The sequence below is a fragment of the Pseudobythopirellula maris genome, assembly GCF_007859945.1.
Taxonomy (GTDB): domain Bacteria; phylum Planctomycetota; class Planctomycetia; order Pirellulales; family Lacipirellulaceae; genus Pseudobythopirellula; species Pseudobythopirellula maris.
In genome coordinates this window covers 1,262,863-1,282,281 of sequence record NZ_SJPQ01000001.1, presented here as the reverse complement: position 1 = coordinate 1,282,281, position 19,419 = coordinate 1,262,863, and the positions used below count along the sequence as shown (strand labels likewise).

Sequence of the window (19,419 nt, the reverse complement as noted above, 5' to 3'; positions counted from 1 at the left end):
TCTTGATGACTTGGAGCCCCCGTTTTGAGCGATACCCCGAAGCCACGATTCGCCGTCATCCTGGTCGCCGCCGGCCGCAGCGAGCGGTTCGCCGACGCGAACTACAAAAAGCCGTTCGCCCCGCTCTGCGACCGGGCCGTGTGGCTGCACTCGGCCGAGCGTTTCATGGAACGCGACGACGTCTGCCAGGTGGTCGTGGTGATCGCCGAGGAGGACCGGGAGGATTTTCAGCGTCGTTTCGGGCCGAACTTGGCGTTTATGAGCGTCGAGGTCTGCGTCGGTGGCGCCAATCGCGGCGATTCGGTGCGGGCGGGGCTCGCCAAGCTCACCGACGGGGCGACCCATGTCGCCGTGCACGACGCCGCCCGGCCGTGCGTGGCGGACAAGGAGATCGACGCCGTGTTCGCTGCTGCGTCCAGAGACGGGGCGGCGATCCTGGCGGCGCGAGTCGCCGACACGATCAAACGGGCCAAGGCCCCAGCTGACGGCGGCAAGCCCTCGATCGAGGAGACCGTGCCGCGTGACGGCCTGTGGGCGGCTCAAACGCCGCAAGTCTTCTGCCGCAAGCTCCTCGAGCGGGCCCACGAAGCGGCGGGTGAGGGCGAAACGGACGACGCCCAGTTGATCGAGCGGCTCGGCGAGCCCGTGACCCTGGTCGAGGGGTCGCCGATGAACCTGAAGATCACCAAGCGGATGGATCTGAAGCTGGCGGAGCTGATCCTCAAGGCCCGCCCGCCGAAGGATCCGGCCGGCGGGTTCGCCAACCCCTTTGCGGGCGACGACATGTGGCGCTAACGCTCGGCTCGTTTCTCTCTTATTATCTGGTCTGAACTAGCCGATGAGCGAAGCTCGTAGGCTAGGGGCTATCGCTTCGTTTCGCACGAATCTCAATCAGCGCTGCTTGCGCCATTTGGTCATGACGTTTTTCGATGAACTCCGCCAGCGTGGGCTGGTGCACCAGACGACCGACGACGCGGGCCTCGGCGCGTGGCTCGCCGAGAAGCCCCGCACCGTCTACGCCGGCTTCGACCCGACGGCCGACAGCCTGCACGTGGGCCACATGATGGGCCTGATCACGCTGCGGCGTTTCCAAAAGGCGGGGCACACGTCGCTCGCCGTCGTGGGGGGCGCGACCGGCATGATCGGCGATCCGAGCGGCAAGAGCGCCGAACGCAACCTGCTCTCCAAGGAAGACCTGGAGCGCAACGTCGCGTCGATCGGCGAGCAGATGAAGCGGTTCCTCGACTTCGAGGGCGCGGAGCCCACGGCGCGGCTGCTCAACAACTTCGACTGGACCAGCGGCTGGAGCTACTTGGAGTTCCTGCGCGACATCGGCAAGAACTTCCCGGTCAACGTGATGCTCGGCAAAGACTCGGTGAAGTCCCGGCTGGGCAAGGGCGACGACGGCAACGACGCCGGTGGCATGAGCTACACCGAGTTCAGCTACATGCTCTTGCAGGCGTACGATTTCGTCCAACTCTACAAGGAGCACGGCTGCGAGTTGCAAGCGGGCGGCAGCGACCAGTGGGGCAACATCACGGCCGGGCTCGACCTCGGCCGCCGCATGCACAGCGCCCAGCTGTACGGCTACACCTGGCCGCTGCTCACCAAGAGCGACGGCACGAAGATGGGCAAGACCGAGTCGGGCGCCGTTTGGCTCGACCCGGAGCGCACCAGCCCGTACCAGTTCTACCAATACTGGGTGAACGTCGACGATTCGGACGCCGGCCCCTGTGTGCGGATGCTGACCGACGTTTCGCTCGAGGAGTGCGACGCGCTCGACGCCGCCCGGGCCGAGAACCCCGCCGCCCGCGAGACGCAGAAGCGGCTCGCCGAAGAGCTCACCCGGCTGGCCCACGGCGAGGGGGGGCTCGATTCGGCCCGCCAGGCGACGGAGATCTTCTTCGGGGCCCCGATCGAGTCGCTCACCGACAAGGCCCTCGGCCAGATCTTTGCCGACGTGCCGAGCAGCGAGCTGCCCGCCGAGCGGCTCGGCGGCGAAGGGCTGCCGATCGTCGACGCCCTCGTGGCGTCTGGCTTGGCCAAGTCGAAGGGCGACGCGCGGCGAACCGTCGAGCAGGGCGGGGCGTATGTGAACAATCGGCGGGTAGAGGGCCTCGACACGTCGATCGGCCGCGGCGACTTGGCCAGCGAGACGGTCGTGGTGCTCCGCAGCGGCCGCAAACGCTACGCCTTGCTGCGGTTTGCGGACTGACCCGGGGCGGTTAGGCTCGCGAGGGCCGATCCTTGCTGCCTTATCGTGCCGTGCTTATATTGGCAGGTCTGCATGGCCCCGCGGAGCGGGTCGCACAGGCGCTCGGCCGCAGGCCGGCGTCTCCTTTTTCAGAGATCCACGCGTCCCACGATCTAGAGGAACTCGATGTCAGGTGAAGCCGTCATCGAAACCCGGGCCCTTTCGAAGGTCTACCGCGACTTCTGGGGCCGCCAGAAGGTCCGCGCTCTGAAGGCGCTCGACCTGGAAGTGAACAAGGGCGAGATCTTCGGTCTGCTCGGCCCCAACGGCTCGGGCAAAACGACCACGATCAAGCTGCTGCTGGGGCTCTTGTTCCCGACCGATGGGCAGGCGCTCATCTTCGGCAAGCCGGCGACCGACGTCTCGAAGAACGAGCGGATCGGCTACCTGCCCGAGGAGTCGTACCTCTACAAGTTCCTCAACGCCGAGGAGACGCTCGACTTCTACGGCCGGTTGTTCGACATCCCGGCCGACGTCCGCAAGGAGCGGATCGACAAGCTAATCAAGCTGGTGAAGATCGACGGCGCCCGCAAGCGGCAGCTGCGCGAGTACTCCAAGGGCATGACCCGTCGCATCGGCTTGGCCCAGGCGCTGATCAACGACCCCGACCTGATCCTGCTCGACGAGCCGACCAGCGGCCTCGACCCGATCGGCACGCGTGAGATGAAGGACATGATCCTCGACCTCCGCGACCAGGGCAAAACCGTGGTGATGTGCAGCCACCTGCTCGCCGACGTGCAGGACGTTTGCGACCGCATCGCCATCTTGCACCAGGGCGAGCTCAAGGAGTTGGGCCGGGTCGACTCGCTGCTCACCGTCGAAGACGTCACCCAGATCCGCGCCCGCGGCCTGAGCGACGCCTGCCGCGACGAGATCAAGGGCGTGATCTCGCGGCACGAGGGCGAGTTGCTCGAGTGCGACAACCCCACGACGACGCTCGAGGACCTGTTCCTGTCGATCGTGAGCGACAGCGAGGCCCGGCCAGGCCGGCGGGTGGTGGCCGAGGCCGCCCCCACGCCGACGAACTAACCCACCGAATTTTTCGTCCCCCAGCGATCGACCGCCCCGTGTTCTCGGGGCGCCCCCCTCAAGTGAGCGGAGACCGCAACCAAGATGGTTGTCGAAGAGGATATCCTGCCTTACCTGACCTGGCTCTTGCGGGGCGACGGCGCGTCGCTGGCCGAAGGACAAGGCGCGTTGGTGGGCTACGCCATCATCGTCGTGGTGCTGGCGGTCTTGGCCTTGGTTCTCGGGTTCCTCGTGTCGCTCGTGCGTCACGGACCCGTGAAAGCGGGCGAACTGACCTACCGAACCCTGGTGGGCGGGGTGTCGGACTTGCTGCGATTGTCGTGGCGCCGCGTTACGGCGCTCGCCGCGCTTGCGATGAAGGAGGCCTTCCGCCGCCGCGTGCTGGTTTCGCTCGTGGTGTTCGCGTTGATCCTGCTGTTCGCCAGCTGGTACCTGAAGACCGACAAGCCGGAGCCGGCCAAGCTTTACCTCAGCTTCGTGCTGACGGCGACCAACTACCTGGTGCTGCTGCTCTCGCTCCTGCTCGCTGCATTCAGCCTGCCGACCGACTTCAAATCAAAAACCATCTACACGGTCGTGACCAAGCCGGTCCGCTCGATCGACATCGTGCTCGGCCGCATCTTGGGTTACATCGGCGTCGGCACGCTGCTGCTCGCCGTGATGGGCGCCGCGAGCTACGTGTTCGTGCTCGGATCGCTCTCGCACACGCACAACGTCGACCTGCAGAGCCTCGAGAACCTGTACGACGCTCAGGGCAATACGGTTGGCAAGTCGGGCGAAACGTCGTACGACGCCGATCACCGCCACACCCTGCCGAGCCTCTCGGCCGAGGGGGAGGGCTACGCCGAGGCGACCCACGACCACACCCACCTCATCGAGGCCGACGGCGACCAGCTGAAGGTCGGGCCCGCCGAGGGATACCTCCGAGCCCGCGTGCCGCTACGCGGCAAGATCCACTTCCTCAGCCGCAGCGGCGTGCGTGAGGACAAGGGCATCAACGTCGGCAACGAGTGGGGCTACCGCAGCTTCATCCAAGGCGCCTCGGCGGCCGCCGCGATCTGGACCTTCTCGGGCGTCGACGACTCCACTCTGGTGGAGTACGAGGACGGCGGGCAGTACCTCCCCGTCGAACTGCTGGTGCGCGTCTACCGCTCCTACAAGGGCGACATCGAGCGCGCCATCCAAGGGAGCATCCAGCTCCGCAACCCGGACACCGGGCTGAAAACCTCGATCCGCATCTTCCCGTCCAAAGACGACCAGTTCGACCGGTTCGACTTCTCTCGCGCCCAGTTCGACACCGAGCAGAACCCGATCGACTTGATCGACGACCTGGTCTCAGAATCGGGCGAGATCGAGGTGATCGTCCAGTGCCTCGACCGCAGCCAATACTTCGGCTTCGCCCAGGCCGACTGCTACATCCGCCTGCCCGAGGGCTCGCCGACCTGGAACTTCGTCAAGGGCTTCCTGACGATCTGGATGCAGATGGTGCTGGTGATCGTGATCGCCGTGACCGCCAGCACGTTCCTCAACGGCCCGATTGCCATGATCTTCACCGTGTCGTTCATCCTGATCGGTTTCCAACGCGAGTTCTTCCTCGAGGTGGCCCGCGGCTCGGCTTACGGCGGCGGACCGGTCGAGGCGCTCGTGCGGCTCGTGACACACATGAACCTGATGATCCCGTTCGACCCATCGTTTGCGGTGAGCCTGATGAAGGGCGTCGACACCGTGCTGCAGACGTTCATGCTCGCCGTTTCGAGCGTGCTGCCCGATTTCAGCAGCTACCTGAATCGCATCAATTACGTCGCCGACGGGTACTCGATCCCCTCCGACCTTTTCTTCCGTGACTTGACGATCTGTCTCGCCTACTTGGCGGGGGCGACGGTCGTCGGCCTCTTCTGCTTCCGCACCCGTGAGGTGGCCAAATGAACGAACGTGGGAGCTTTTATCGCAAGCTGGTGTACGGCGTCGTGATCGCCGTGCTGCTGTTCCCGCTCTCGCTGCTCAGCGCGCCGACCACGGTGGTTTCTGAGGGGGGCGTGCTGGCCAAGCTGCGCACGCAGAACCAACTATCGCAGTCCAACCTGGGCGAGATCGACCCGGCGAGCGAGACCATGAAGCTCGCCACGCTCGGCCTGCGGGGCGTCGCGGTGAACCTGCTGTGGGAGATGGCCAACGAGTACAAGAAGAAGGAAGACTGGACCAACCTCACCGCCACGCTCGAGCAGCTGGCCAAGCTGCAGCCGAACTTCATCACGTTCTGGAAGTTCCAGTCGTGGAACCTCAGCTACAACGTGTCGGTCGAGTTCGACGACTACCACGACCGCTACTACTACGTGCGTCGCGGCATCCAGTTCCTGCAGCAGGGGGCGCGCTACAACCGCGACAACCCCGAGCTGCTGTGGGAGCTCGGCTGGGTCAACGGCCAGAAGGTCGGTCGCTCGGACGAGCGCGAGCAGTACCGCCGCCTTTACAAGGCGGACGACGAGTTCCACCCCGCCGACCGTCCGCCCGATCGTCGTGACAACTGGCTCGTGGGCAAAGGGTACTACGAAGACTCCATCGCGGCGGTCGACGAGAAGGGCCAAAGCCTCGGCCGCAAGAGCCCGGCGATCTTCTATTCGAGCCCGGCCAAGTCGCAGATGAACTACGCCGAGGCGATCGAAACCGAGGGCCTGTTCGAGCGCGGCGTGGCCGCCTGGCGGCTGGCGGGCAAAGAGTGGACCGATTTCGGCAACATGCCGATCGAGCACTCCACCGGCCGCATCCTCTACTTCAACGAAGAGGACGACCTGGCCGAGCGTGTCGAGGAGCTGGAAGACGAACTCGACGGCATGCACGAAGGCATAAAGCAGCTGCTGGCCGAAGACCTGATGGCGTCGCTCACCGATGAGGAACGCAGCGCGGTCGAGACGCCGCGAAGGCAACGCGGCCCCGCGCAGGACGCACTCGTCCACGGCGTGCTACGCCGGTTGCGTGTGAGCCCCTTGGACATCGCCGCACGGATCGGCGAGGAGCGGCCCGAGATGGCCCGCGAGGCGGCCGCCGTGGCCGCTGAGCTGGTCGACACGAAAGAGTTGCTCACTTTCACACGGCTCTACAACGACACCTGCAACTTCGACTATTGGGCGGTCCGCTGCGAGTTCGAACAGACCGTCGACGCCGTGCAGGCGCGTGAGAAGATCTACCGGGGCCAGCGTGAGTTCCGCGAGAACGGCGACCCGATCACCGCACGCAAGCTCTACGAAGAAGCCTTCGAAGGCTGGCGCGCTGTGTTCGACGAGTACCCGCAGCTCAACGACGGGATGGACACGACCGGCGACGACGTCATGGACTTGATCTACCAGTACGGAAAGATCCTCGATCAGCTCGACGAGCGGATCCCCGAAGACTTCCCGCTCTGGGACGTGATCGAGTACTACGACGACGAACGCGAGTTCACCCAGCAGGTCGTCGAACGCCGCGAGCGGCTCGGGTTGCGAGACGACCAGAACGCCTTCGGCGCCCCGCTCGACCCAGAGATCGGCAGCCTCCCGTTCGCCGGGCCCGTGCGATCGAGCGAGCCATCGACCGACGAGGCGTCAAGCGACGACGCTTCCGAGACGCAAGACGCCGTAGACGAGCAGCCCGAAGGCGAAATCGAAGCCGACGCCGACGCCGCCGACGAGCCCGCTCCGACCGATGCGAGCTACGACTCGCAGGACGGCGGCGCCGAGGGCGGCGTCTCTGACCAGAACGGAACCGAGGCTAGCGAACAAGCCGACGACGCCAACGCCAACGCCAACGCCGACAGCGACGCCGTCACGGAGACCGCGACTGACGACGCCGTCGAAGAAGCCGTCAACGCAGCTAGCGACGCCGAATGAGCCGCCTCTTCTGCGGGTTGCCTCACTCCAGCGGCGACGCCGCTTGCCCAGGGCGCCGGGGTTAACCCTCCCTCAACCTTTCTCTTGGGTCATCGCTCCGCGCGGGTCGATAGGGGATCTGAACGATTCCGTCGACCTCGACCGAGCCACTGTCCCATGCCGCGCATCGAAACGTCCGCCCCGCGAGGGGCCCGCACGCTGCTGGCCCTCACGCTAGCACTCGTCGCCGCTCAGGCGTCCGCCGTCCAGACCCTCAGGCCCGAGCGCACCTTGCGGCTCGAGTTGGAGGACAGCACCGCGGAGGCGCCGCGCTCGGCCGTGGCGACGGCCGTCGCCTTGTCGCCCAATGGCGACCGGATCTTGGCCGGCGCCGACGACCACCGGCTGTGGGAGTGGCGCACCGAGACGGGCGAGCTTCTCGGCCGGCGTGAGGGACACACCGACTGGGTCCGCGGCGTCCGTTTCTCGACCGATGGCGAGTGGGTCGCCACGGTGAGCGACGACCGTCGGCTGCGCGTCTACAAGGGCGACACGCTCTCGACCACCGACCTGGCGCCGGGCGGCCTCGCCTGCTCGGCGTTTCATCCCGACGGCCAGCGATTGATCGTCGCCGGCCGCACGCAGGCTGCGCGTCTCTATCGGTTACCCGAGGGGGAACTGGTCGAAACCTTCGGTTGCCCCTGCGGCGACACGCGGAGCGTCGCCTTCTCGCCAGACGGCTCCCGCATGGCGGCGGCCGGCGGCTCGGGGGTGTTGCGTGTGTGGGACCTGGCGAGCGGTGAGGCGGTGCACGATTTCGACACGGGCGGACGCCGCGTGCGGGCCGTGGCGTTCTCGCCCGACGGCCGCCTGGTGGCCGCGGCGGGCGACGGGCCGCTCTGCCGGCTCTGGGACGTGATCTCCGGCGAGTCGGCGGGCGAGATCGCCATCCGTCCGGCCAAGGCCTTCGCCGTGGCGTTCTTGGCCGACCGAGAGGTCGCCATCGGCGGCAGCGACAACGCCATCCGCTCATACGACGTTTACTCCGGCTCGCCGATGCGTCGCTTCGAGGGGCACACCGGCACCGTGGCCGCCATGACGATCAACGCCGACCGGACCAAGATGGTCACGGCCGGATTCGACGCCACGGTGCGCGTTTGGCCGCTCAAGCGCGACGACGTGGCGCTGGCCCCGACCGCCGCGGGCGTCGGCCGCTGACGCCCGTCGCCCGTGAGGGCGACACCCCGCGTGATGCGCCGGCCCAGCCAGCCGCCCCACGCGACCCAGCAGCACATCGAGACAAGTTCGCAAGCACCCGGTTTCAGGGAGGAAACCAGTGGGACTCTTCAATCGCATCGTCCGCCGCCAACGCTCGCAATCCGCGCGTCAGCAATCGCAATCCTCCGCCCAGAAGCGGCGCCACACGAGGCTCGACGGCGTCGAGCCGCTCGAGAGCCGCCGCATGATGGCGGCCGACGTGCTGCTCGGGGGCGTGTACTTCGAGGAGGCCACCGGCGACGACAGCGAGGGCGACATCCTGCAGGTGTCGTTCGTCGGCGGCGCCGACGGGACCACGCTCGACCGGCTGGTGATCAGCGGCGACAAAGCGGGCGACGGCCTCTCGGTGGCCGACGTCTTCTTCGACACCGAACCGGGCGGCCTCGGCTCGTTCGAGGCGGTCGGCTTGTCCATCTTGGAGAGCGACGGGTTCACCATCGACTCGGTGGGTGTGGCCGACGGCGGCACGGACATCGTGTTCACGTTCAGCGGGTTCGAAGCCGGCGAGAAACTCGTCTTCTCGATCGACGTGGACGAGGTCTCCTACGTCGACGGAGCGGACATCGACACCAACCCGATCGCCGAGGGAGCGGAGTTCCAGCGGAGCACCATGGTCGGCGATTTCTCGTCGGCCGGCTACGTCGACCTGCAGATCGGCGCCACGTACTGGGACGACTTCGACGGCCGCCGCGACACCGCCGAGGCGGCGACCACGCTGTCGCTCTCCACGCTGCCCGACGACCGCTACGAGCTGGTCGAGAACAAGATCGACCGCTCGGCCGGCGCCGTCGGCCACGCCCCGCAGCTCGAGTTGCCGAGCCTCTCGGGCCACGTCTACCACGACCGCGACGACGACGGCGTGCGCGACGCGGGCGAGGAGCCGATCGCCGGCGTCACGCTCGAGCTTTTGGACTCCAACGGCCTGGGGACCGGCGTCTACACCACGACCGATTCGGCCGGCTACTACGAGTTCATCCACCTCGACGCCGGCGTGTGGGGCGTGCGCGAGACACAGCCCGACGGCTGGTTCGACGGCAAGGACACGGCCGGCTCGCACGGCGTAACGGCCGGCAACGACATCATCACCGGCGCCTCGCTCGATTACGGCGACCACGCGGTGAACTACGACTTCGGCGAGCTGTTGGCCGGGTCGATCGCCGGGCGTGTGCACGCCTCGACCGGGCCGGACTGCGAATTCGACAACCCGGAGATCTTGCTCGAGGGCGTGACGATCGAGCTGCTGAGCGCCGCGGGCGTGGTGGTCGCCACAACGACGACCGACGTCAACGGCGAGTACGAATTCACCGGCCTGAGGCCGGGCGAGTACAGCGTTCGCGAGCTGCAGCCCGCGGGCTACTACGACGGCGGCGAGCGCGCCGGCACGGCCGGCGGCGCCACGACCGACGACCTGGTGAGCGGCGTCGTCATCGGCTCGGACGAGCACGCCGTGAGGTACGACTTCTGCGAGCACGTGGGCGCGAACCTGTCGGGCTACGTGTACCACGACCGCTCGAACGACGGCGTCAAAGACGCCGGCGAGGAGCCGATCGCGGGCGTGACGGTCAAGCTGCTGCGGGGCGACGGCACGGACACCGGGCAACGCGCGGTGACGAATTCGGTCGGCTTGTATCAGTTCACGAACCTCGACGCGGGCGAGTACCGCGTGATGGAGGTCCACCCGACCGACTGGATCGACGGCAAGGACACGGCCGGCTCGTTGGGCGGAAGCGTGACGAACGACATGATCGCCTCGATCGCGCTGAACTTCGGCGACGACGCCATCAACTACAACTTCGGCGAGCTCCTGCCCGGTTCGATCGCGGGGCGGGTCCACGCCTCGACCGGGCCGGATTGCGACTTCGACAACCCGGAGATCTTGCTCGAGGGCGTGACAATCCAACTGCTCGACTCCAACGGCGACGTGATCGCCACCACGACGACCAACGCCGCGGGTGAGTACCTGTTCAGCGATTTGGCGCCGGGCGAGTACAGCGTGCGCGAGTTGCAGCCGGCTGACTACTACGACGGCGGCGAGCAAGTCGGCACGGCGGGCGGTGTACTCTCCGATGACCTAATCGCGGGCATCCAACTCGGTTCCGATCAAGACGCCGTCAGCTACAACTTCTGTGAGCACGTAGGCGTGGCGATCTCGGGCCATGTTTACCACGACGCCAACGACGACGGCGTGCGCGACCCGGGCGAGGACCCGATCGCCGGCGCCACGGTCAAGCTGCTCGGCGCCGATGGCTCCGCCACGGGCGCCACGACCACGACCGACGCCAACGGCTACTACGAGTTCACGGGACTCGAGGCGGGTGTCTACGGCGTGATGGAGACGCAGCCCGCCGGCTGGTTCGACGGCAAAGACACTGCCGGCTCGTTGGGCGGCGACGTCGTCGACGACATGATCACGCTGGTCTCGATCCCGTACGGCGCCGCCGCGGTGAACTACGACTTCGGCGAGCTGTTGGCCGGTTCGATCGCGGGGCGTGTGCACGCCTCGACCGGGCCGGACTGCGACTTCGACAACCCGGAGATCTTGCTCGAGGGCGTGACGATCGAGCTGCTGAGCGCCGCGGGCGTGGTGGTCGCCACAACGACGACCGACGTCAACGGCGAGTACGAATTCACCGGCCTGAGGCCGGGCGAGTACAGCGTTCGCGAGCTGCAGCCCGCGGGCTACTACGACGGCGGAGAGCGCGCCGGCACGGCCGGCGGCGCCACGACCGACGACCTGGTGAGCGGCGTCGTCATCGGCTCGGACGAGCACGCCGTGAGGTACGACTTCTGCGAGCACGTCGGCGCGAACCTGTCGGGCTACGTGTACCACGACCGCTCGAACGACGGCGTCAAAGACGCCGGCGAGGAGCCGATCGCGGGCGTGACGGTCAAGCTGCTGCGGGGCGACGGCACGGACACCGGGCAACGCGCGGTGACGAATTCGGTCGGCTTGTATCAGTTCACGAACCTCGACGCGGGCGAGTACCGCGTGATGGAGGTCCACCCGACCGACTGGATCGACGGCAAGGACACGGCCGGCTCGTTGGGCGGAAGCGTGACGAACGACATGATCGCCTCGATCGCGCTGAACTTCGGCGACGACGCCATCAACTACAACTTCGGCGAGCTCCTGCCAGGATCGATCGCGGGCAAGGTGAAGGTCACCACCGACGGCGAATGCGCTTGCGACTGCGACGACGATGAAGCGAATCCGCCGCTCGCCGGCGTGACGATCGAGCTGCGCGACGAGAACGGCGACGTGATCGCCACGACCACAACCGACGAGAACGGCGAGTACCGCTTCGAGGGCCTGGCGCCGGGCGAGTACAGTGTGCACGAGCTGCAACCCGCGGGCTACTTCAACGGCGAGTCGTCGGTGGGCTCGGGGGGCGGCACCCACTTTGGGCTCGACGCCTTGGGGGGCATCCACGTCGGCTCCGACCAGCACTTCGTCCACTACGACTTCTGCGAGCTGCCGCCCGCGTCGCTCAGCGGCTTCGTGTTCATCGATGGCGCCCCGATTCAACTGCAGCCGGGCTCTACGCTGGGCGACATCACCTCGCTGCGCGAAGGCCTTCGCACGAGCGACGACACGCCGCTCGCCGGGGTCACGCTGCAGCTGGTGAACGGCACGTCGGGCGATCCGGTGATGGGGCAAGACCTGCTGCCGGGCGCCTACCCTGACGGACCGGTCACCACCGTGACCGACGCCGATGGCTACTACTTATTCGATGGCCTGCCCGCCGGTCGTTACGGCGTGGTCGAGTTCCAGCCCGAGGGCCTGATCGACGGCGTCGACACGCCCGGCTCGCTCATGGGGCTCGGGGGCCAGTTGCTCGGGTTCGCTGTCCACCCGGTCGGCTCGTCGATCGAAGAGAAGGCGTATCAGACCGACACGCCCGACCTCAATCAGCAGTTCGCGATCGAGGAGTTCCGCCAGCTGTTCGGCGAAGACGCGCTGTTGTGGATCAACCTGACCGCGGGGCAGCAGTCGGTCGAGAACAACTTCAGCGAGGTGCAGACCAGCACGTTCTGGCTGCCGCCCGAAACGCCCGAAACGCCGCCGGTGGTGGTGGTCGACCAGCCGCTGGTCACTTCGCCGCGGCCGCAATTGCCGCCGCTGATGGTGATGCCGCCGGAGGCGCCGGCGGGCTTCGGCGGCTCGGGCGCGGTCGGCTGGACCTGGCACCTGAGCGTGGTGAACGCCGGCTCGCCGCGTTCCACACCCGCCGCCGAGGCGGTGAGCGTCGCGATGATCTCCACGGCGATCGACGCGAATAGCTGGCGGACCGCCGAGCTCGACCGGGCCGAGTGGCTGCTGCTGGCCGAAGACGACGCGGCGCCCAGCTCGTTCCTCTTCGGCGCCAAGAACGGCATCGCGGTCAGCGGCGACTGGGACGGCGACGGGGTGACCGACCTCGGCGTGTTCGTCGATGGCGTCTGGTACCTCGACCTGAACGGCAACGGCGAGTGGGACCACGGCGACCTGTGGGCCCAGCTCGGTTCGCAGGACGACCTGCCCGTCACGGGCGACTGGGACGGCGACGGCAAGACCGACATCGGCATCTTCGGCCCGGCGTGGCCCCGTGACCCACGCGCCGTGGAGCGTGAGCCGGGCCTGCCCGACGCGGCGAATCACCCCGGCCCGCTGGCCGGCAAGCCGAAGAACGTGCCTCCCACCGAGGAGGACGCCACAAGCGGCGCCCGCGTGCTCAAGCGGACCCAGCAGGGCAGCTCACGGGCCGACTTGATCGACCACGTGTTCCACTACGGCACGCCGGGCGACGCCCCGATCGCGGGCGATTGGAACGGCGACGGCGTCCGCACGATCGGCGTCTTCCGTGCGGGGCAGTGGACGATCGACACGAACGGCGACGGCCGCCTCACGGCCGAGGACGCCGACTTCGTGTTCGGCGCGGCGGGCGACACGCCGGTGGTGGGCGACTGGAACGGCGACGGCGTCGACGAGGTCGGCGTGTTCAGTGCGGGCGTCTGGACGATCGACACCGATGGCGACCACGTGCTGAGCGCCACCGACCGGGTGTTCGAACTCGGCGCGGCGGGCGACCAGCCGATCTCCGGCGACTGGGACGGCGACGGCTCCGACGAGCCGGCGGTCTACAGCGTCAACCGTGGGGCGTCCGACGCCGAGGCGCCGGTGCGGCTCTCGCAGAAGGCGGGGTAATCTGTATCCCCTCCCCCAGCCCCTCCCCATCAAGGGGAGGGGGAACGTTCAGCTCGCCTTGAGTTTCTCGATCTCCGCCTTGGCGTCGGCGATCGTTTTCTCCAGGTCGGCGACCTCTTGCGGGTCGTCCATCTGCTCTTTTGCGCCGTTCAAACGCTGCTGCGTGTTCTCGATCTTCTTACGCAGAACCTCGATCCGTTTCTTCGCCTTCTTGTCCATGGTCGCCTAAGGGTGGGGGTGGATGTGGAGTCAATCGGAGAGGGCGCTCATTCGTCGACGTTGATGTCGATGCCCCCATCGCCAACGCGGATGCTCATCTCGGCCGGGGCGTCGACGTCCCGGACCTCGGCGTCGCGATGGATGCGGAGCGTGGCGCCGAGCACGAACACGGCTAAGGTGCAGCCGAGGGCCACGTTGAGCTGGCTCTTCAGCTTGCCCGAGACGACCGCCGCCGCGCCGCTGGCTCGGGCGGCGAGTGCCATCACCACCACGGCCAGGATCACTTTGACGCCGAACAGCGGGTGGTAGAGCCCGCTCGGCTTCGGCTCGGAGCCGACGATCACCACGAGGTTGTACACGCCGCTGAGGATCAGCAGCATCGAGCAGACGCCGACGCACATGGCCCACGCCTTACGCCGGCCGGCGTAAACGGCCGCCTCGGGGTCGTCCGCCACGGCGGCGCCGGGGGCCAGCACGAACCGCAGGTAGACGAGCCCGCCGAGGATCGTCGCCGCGCATGTGGTGTGGAACACGCGGGAGAGGAGCGACAGCACAAAGCCGCCATCGTAGGCGACATCCGCCAGCAAACCGTGGGTCATCGACTGGGTACTCGTGTGGTGAGAGGGACCAACACCATGGTAGGCCTTTGGCTTAGCGATGCCTACCGCTGCCCCTCGACGAGTGCGACCGCCTGCTCCGCGGTTTCGATCTCGCCGTCGAGCTGAGCGGCGCGGACGCGGCCGATCAACTCGGCGAAGCCCGGCCCGGGACGCATGCCGAGGGCGATCAGCTCGGCGCCCCCCAGCAGCGGCGGTGGGTCGAGTCTCTCGCTCGGCCAGGCGAGCCGCTCACGGCAATAAAGCGATCCTTCGGTCGCGGCGCCGGCGGTCGCCTCGGCGAGCGCGACCGCGTCGGCGCCGTGCGACGTGGCGAGCCATGGCTGCACGGCCGACCACGGCGCCTCGGCGGCCCCCGCCACCAGCGGGGCGTGGCGAACAATCCACGCGGCGGCTTGCGATTCCTTGGTCGTGAAACGCAGCGCGCGGGCCGTCGCGGCGATCGCCTCCGGCTTGGCGACCTGGTCGAGGCAAGCCGCCAGGGCGAGCTCGAGCGTTGGCGCCGAGAGCCGCTCGGCCACGGCGCGTCGCTCGGCGAGCGTCTTGGCGTCGGCTCCGCCGAGCGGCGGCAAGACCAGCGCCATCAGGCCGGTTTCGCTCAGCAGCCTTAGCGCCTCGCTGCGGTGCGTGTCGACGAGCATCCGCCTCGTCTCGGCGCCGATCCGCTCGGCGCTCACGGCGGTGAGTTCCGCCGCGCGGCGGCCGACGGCCTCCATCGTTTCCGGGTCGACGCGGAAGCCGAGCGTCGCCGCGAACCGCACGGCCCGCAGCATGCGGAGCTTGTCCTCGTCGAAGCGGCGATCGGCCTCGCCGATCGCGCGGACCACGCCCGCTCTGAGGTCTTGCTCGCCGCCGACGTAGTCGATCACGCGACTCTCGACCGGGTCGAAGAACAGCCCGTTGATCGTGAAGTCGCGCCGCTCGGCGTCGTGCTCGGCGGTGGTGTAGGAAACCGATTCGGGTCGCCGGCCGTCGGCGTAGCCGCCGTCGGTGCGGAACGTGGCGACCTCGATCGGGTCGATCTTGGGCGACCCCGCCTTGGGCTTGGGGCCGAGCACCGTGATCACGCCGAAAGACGCCCCGATCGCCAGCGTGCGTCGGCGGCCGAAGACCTCGCGCACCCGGTCGGGCGTGGCGTCGGTGGCGACGTCGTAATCCTTGGGCTGTTTGCCCAAGAGCGCGTCGCGCACGCAGCCGCCGGCCCACAGCGCCTGGTGGTCGGCGCCGCGCAGCGTGCGGACCACTTCGAGGGCGAAGTCGCGTTGGGCGGAGTTGGTTTCGGTCATGCTGCTGTCGTGATATGCGTTCTGCGGCGAAGCCGCTGCAATGTTCCCTCCCCCCTGGTGGGAGGATTAGGGAGGGGGACGCCCCGTGTACCCGGGCTCTCCACCCCTCTCCCACCCCCTCCCTATCAAGGGGAGGGGGCAAGCTCACGCGCGGAGGCGATCGCCTCGTCGATCCGCCGCGTCGTTTCTTCTCGCATCTCCTTGTCCCACACGAACTCGACCTCGACGCCGGGCCGCAGGAAGCTGAGCGTGAGCGAGGCGGGCGACGCCCCGAGCGCGCGCTCGGCGGCCAAGGCGTACACGCCCATCTGCAAGCGGTAGTGCTCGGCCAGGGGACCGACCCCTGCGGCGTCGGTGTGGTTCGTTTTGTAATCGACGATGCGCCATGCGCCGTCTTCGCCAAGGTGCATGGCGTCGATGTAGCCTTGGAGCAACGCCGGGGCGCCGGCCGGGTCGGTCGGACGCCAGTCGAGCAAGAACTCGGTCTCACGCTCCAGCCGCTGCGACGCACGCATTGCCGCGAAGCGTGGGGTGGCGACGAAGCGGCCGACCATCTCGGCGGCCAGCGCGGCGGCCAGCGCGGCGGCCGCGTCGGCGCCGCGACGCAGGTGAAGCGGCGCCAGGCTTTGGCTCAACTCGGCGATCGTTTCTGGCGTGGCGCCGTCCAGCGGCAAGCGTTCCATCACGGCGTGGGTCAGCACGCCCAGGCCCAGAGGATCGACCTTCGCGCCGTGGAGCGATTCGAGCGACGCGGCGTCGACCGGGGGGAGGTCTTCGAGCGAGTCGTCCTCGGCGGTTCGCGGGGCGGCCGTGGCGCGGTGGAGCCGGCCCGTGAGCCGGGAGACCGAAAACCGCTTTAGCGCGCCCGGGTCGATCGCGATCGGCTCGACACCCGCTACCGGCTTCGCGGCCCGTGGGGTCGTCAGTCGCCGCGCCTTCTCGATCACCTTGCCGAGGTCGACGCGTTTGGTCGGCGCCGACTCGAGCGGGCGGTCGTCGCCGCGACGCACCACGACGAGCCGCTCGTGCGGCGCAGGCCCCTCGCCAACAAAGTCGCCCGTCTCGAGGTCGAACCGCTCCGAGAGCCGTCGCAGCCACGGGCCTTTGAGCTTGCCCGGGTCTTCGATCGTGCTCGAGAGAATCAGGTAGTCGGCCGCCCGTGTGCAGGCGACGTAGAACAGGCGGTCCTGCTCGGCGGAGGCCTGGCGTGATTCGACCGTGCGGTAGAGGTCGATGCCGACCGCGCCGCTCGAGTCTTCGCGATCGGTGGGACGCACCAGCGGCCCGAGCCTCGGGTGGAACGCCGCCGAGGGGCTGTCGGGCCGGTCGCGTCGCTCGAGGTCGGGGAGCACCACGATCGGGAACTCGAGCCCCTTGGCGTGGTGGACCGTCATCAGCCGCACCACGTCGGCCGACCCGCTGCTCGTGGCGGCCAACGCCTCCTTGGGTTGGCGAGCGGTGAACTCGGACAATTGCCGAACGTAGCCCCCCAGGCCGGCGCCCGAGGCGTCGCTGGTGCGGGCCTGGTCGACGAGTTTCTGCAGGTTGGCGAGCTTGCGCTCGCCGAGGAACTCGGCCAGCAGGGCGGCGTCGTAGCCGGTTTGGCTCAATGCCTCCCGCAGCACTCCGGCGGCGCCGAGTTCGCTCTTGCGAGTGCGGAGCGCGCCGATCAACGCGGCGGCCCGCTCGGTCTTGCGTCGCTCGGCTTCGCTGAGGCGCTGACGCGTTTGGAGGTTGAAGAGCCCCGCCTGCAAACCGCCGCGTGCTTGGGCGAGCCAGAAGAGCGTTTCGTCTAGCAGCGCGAAGAAGGGGCTCCGCAGCACGCCCGCCAGGCTCACCCCGTCGGCCACGCTGTCGACCGTGCGCAGCAGGTTGAGCACGTCGAACACCTCCTGCTGCGAGTAGAAGGCATGGCCGCCTACCAGGTAATAGTTGATCCCGGCGTCGCGGAGCGCTTCCTCGTAGTGTTGCACATCGCTCATCGCGCGGAACAAGAGGGCGATGTCGCCCGGTCGCGCGGGACGCGGGTTGTTGTCCGAGTCCGCAACGACGCACTCGCCCCCCTGGAGCATCTCGTGCAGTCGGCGAGCGATTGCGCGGGCCTCGGCGCCCCGTTGTTCACGGGTCGACGCCTTGGTCTTGCCCTCCGGGGCGTCGGGGAAGTCGGTCCACAGGAACTCGACGGCAGGCCGCGGCGTCGCCTGCGGTCGTGCGGCGCGGAGCGGCGTGTACTCCTCGCCGAACAGTCCCGAGAACGCCGAGTTGACGAACTCGATCACCGCGGGCTGGCTGCGGAAGTTGGTCGATAGCGGCAGCCGGCCCTCGGGAGCGATCTCCGAGCGGAGGTCTCGGAACACCGTGGGCTCGGCGCCACGGAAGCGGTAGATCGACTGCTTGAAGTCGCCCACAAAAAAGAGCCGCCCGCCGGCCACGCCCCCCTCGCCATCGCCGTCGGGCGCATCGCCATCCGAAACCAAAGAACGAACGATCGCCGTTTGCAGCCGGTCGGTGTCTTGGAACTCGTCGACCAGCAGCATGCCCACCCCGCGCGCCGCCGCACGCCGCGCCGCGGCGTGCTCCTCGGTGGTCAGCAGCCGGTGCGCCTCGACCAGCAGGTCGTCGTAGTCGAGGGCGTTCGCCTCGCGTTTGGCGTCGGCGTACGAGCGGCTCGCTTCCTCGGCGAGCTGCTGGGCTTTGAGGCCGAGCCGCGCGGCGTTGCGCAGCTCGTCGGCGAGCCCGATCCGGCGGAGCTTGTCGATCTCCTTGCGGAGCGTCACACAAGCCTCTTTGAACTGATTGTAGAGCCCCTCGTCGGGCCAGTCCTTCGCCGTGAAGGATCGACCTTTGATCCGCATCACCAGGTTCGGCCTGAGTTGGGCGAGCGCCTCGTGGGGGTCGGCGGCGTTCTCCAGATCGTTAAAACTCAGACTCAAGTCGGCGACTCGGGCGGCGACGGCTTCGCTGCTCGGCGTCGCCGCGAGCAACGCCGAGCGCGCGGCCCGCATCGCCGGCAAAGCCGCGAAGTCGGCCGCCACGGCCGGGGCCACTTCGCTGTAGTAGTAAGTGCGCCAGGCTTCGACCGTCTCGTCGGGCGACGCCGTGAGCCAGCGGCGGTAATCCGGGTCGCTGCGCGAGTCGCCGATCCGGGCGATCCGCTCCTTCAGGCCCATCAGGCCAAAGTGCTCCGCGGTCTCGAAGATCCGCTCGTCGCGCGCGACGAGCAGCTCACGGAGCCGGCGGTCGGTCGCCTCGCTGCGCAGCACCTCGGCCGCGGCTTGGTCGAGCACGCGGAACGTGGGGTCGAGGCCCAAGGCGGCGGCGTTCTCTCGCACGAGGGCGCCGCAGAACGAGTGGATCGTGCTGACCCGCGCCGCGTCGAGCGAGCGGAGCAGCCGCAGCCAGAAGCCGCTCTCGGCTTCGTCGTCGGCCGCCTGGAGCCGCGCAAAGCACTTGCGGCGGATGCGGTCGCGCATCTCGCGTGCGGCGGCGTCGGTGAACGTGATCGCCACGATCTGTTCGAGCGCAAGCGGCTCTTCGCCCGCGGCCTCGGGCCGGAGGTGTGAGAGGTAGCGTTCGGTGAGCACGAAGGTTTTGCCGCAGCCGGCGCCGGCGTCGAGCGACACGCTGGTGGCGCGCGTCTCGAGCGCGAGACGCTGCTCGTCGGTCAGCGGCGGGGCCGCAGGGACTGAAGGGCTCGATGACGGCACGG

General features: G+C 68.2%; 11 protein-coding genes. 7 read left to right on the top strand and 4 right to left on the bottom strand.

Annotation, left to right across the window (positions count from 1 at the left end; translation table 11 throughout):
• Window positions 1–24 precede the first annotated feature (24 nt).
• The 7 genes from ispD to Mal64_RS04705 all read left to right on the top strand — a co-directional run bounded on the left by ispD (window position 25) and on the right by Mal64_RS04705 (window position 13,588).
• Complete coding sequence (gene ispD / locus Mal64_RS04735) at window positions 25–795, top strand: 2-C-methyl-D-erythritol 4-phosphate cytidylyltransferase (protein ID WP_146397549.1); 771 nt, start codon at window positions 25–27, stop codon at window positions 793–795.
• 121 nt (window positions 796–916) lie between these two features.
• Window positions 917–2,215, top strand: coding sequence for a tyrosine--tRNA ligase (gene tyrS, locus Mal64_RS04730; protein WP_146397546.1), 1,299 nt, complete (start codon window positions 917–919; stop codon window positions 2,213–2,215).
• Between the two features lie 165 nt (window positions 2,216–2,380).
• The gene (locus Mal64_RS04725; protein WP_146397544.1) at window positions 2,381–3,283 is read left to right on the top strand and encodes an ABC transporter ATP-binding protein; all 903 of its coding nucleotides are present in this window, start codon (window positions 2,381–2,383) and stop codon (window positions 3,281–3,283) included.
• A gap of 84 nt (window positions 3,284–3,367) precedes the next feature.
• A complete protein-coding gene (locus Mal64_RS04720) occupies window positions 3,368–5,209 on the top strand; it encodes a hypothetical protein (RefSeq protein ID WP_146397542.1) in 1,842 nt (613 codons plus the stop codon).
• On the top strand, window positions 5,206–7,146 hold the full coding sequence (locus Mal64_RS04715; RefSeq protein WP_146397541.1) for a hypothetical protein: 1,941 nt from the start codon (window positions 5,206–5,208) through the stop codon (window positions 7,144–7,146). The genes Mal64_RS04720 and Mal64_RS04715 overlap by 4 nt, the downstream gene beginning before the upstream one ends.
• 156 nt (window positions 7,147–7,302) lie before the next feature.
• Window positions 7,303–8,343 carry a WD40 repeat domain-containing protein gene (locus tag Mal64_RS04710; protein WP_146397539.1) on the top strand — a complete coding sequence of 347 codons (1,041 nt, stop codon included), beginning with the start codon at window positions 7,303–7,305 and terminating at the stop codon, window positions 8,341–8,343.
• A gap of 118 nt (window positions 8,344–8,461) precedes the next feature.
• Window positions 8,462–13,588, top strand: a complete 5,127-nt coding sequence (locus tag Mal64_RS04705; RefSeq protein WP_146397536.1) for an SdrD B-like domain-containing protein — start codon at window positions 8,462–8,464, stop codon at window positions 13,586–13,588.
• Between the two features lie 48 nt (window positions 13,589–13,636).
• On the opposite strand, the gene Mal64_RS19670 is transcribed toward Mal64_RS04705, so the two are convergent.
• The 4 genes from Mal64_RS19670 to Mal64_RS04690 all read right to left on the bottom strand — a co-directional run bounded on the left by Mal64_RS19670 (window position 13,637) and on the right by Mal64_RS04690 (window position 19,417).
• The gene (locus Mal64_RS19670; protein ID WP_197525457.1) at window positions 13,637–13,807 is read right to left on the bottom strand and encodes a hypothetical protein; all 171 of its coding nucleotides are present in this window, start codon (window positions 13,805–13,807) and stop codon (window positions 13,637–13,639) included.
• Between the two features lie 47 nt (window positions 13,808–13,854).
• Window positions 13,855–14,406, bottom strand: a complete 552-nt coding sequence (locus Mal64_RS04700) for a hypothetical protein (protein WP_146397534.1) — start codon at window positions 14,404–14,406, stop codon at window positions 13,855–13,857.
• A 62-nt stretch (window positions 14,407–14,468) separates the two neighbouring features.
• Entirely contained in the window at window positions 14,469–15,710 is a 1,242-nt protein-coding gene (locus tag Mal64_RS04695) for a CCA tRNA nucleotidyltransferase (protein ID WP_146397532.1), read from the bottom strand.
• A gap of 125 nt (window positions 15,711–15,835) precedes the next feature.
• Window positions 15,836–19,417: a UvrD-helicase domain-containing protein gene (locus tag Mal64_RS04690; RefSeq protein WP_146397530.1), complete on the bottom strand. Its 3,582-nt coding sequence runs from the start codon at window positions 19,415–19,417 to the stop codon at window positions 15,836–15,838.
• Window positions 19,418–19,419 lie beyond the last annotated feature (2 nt).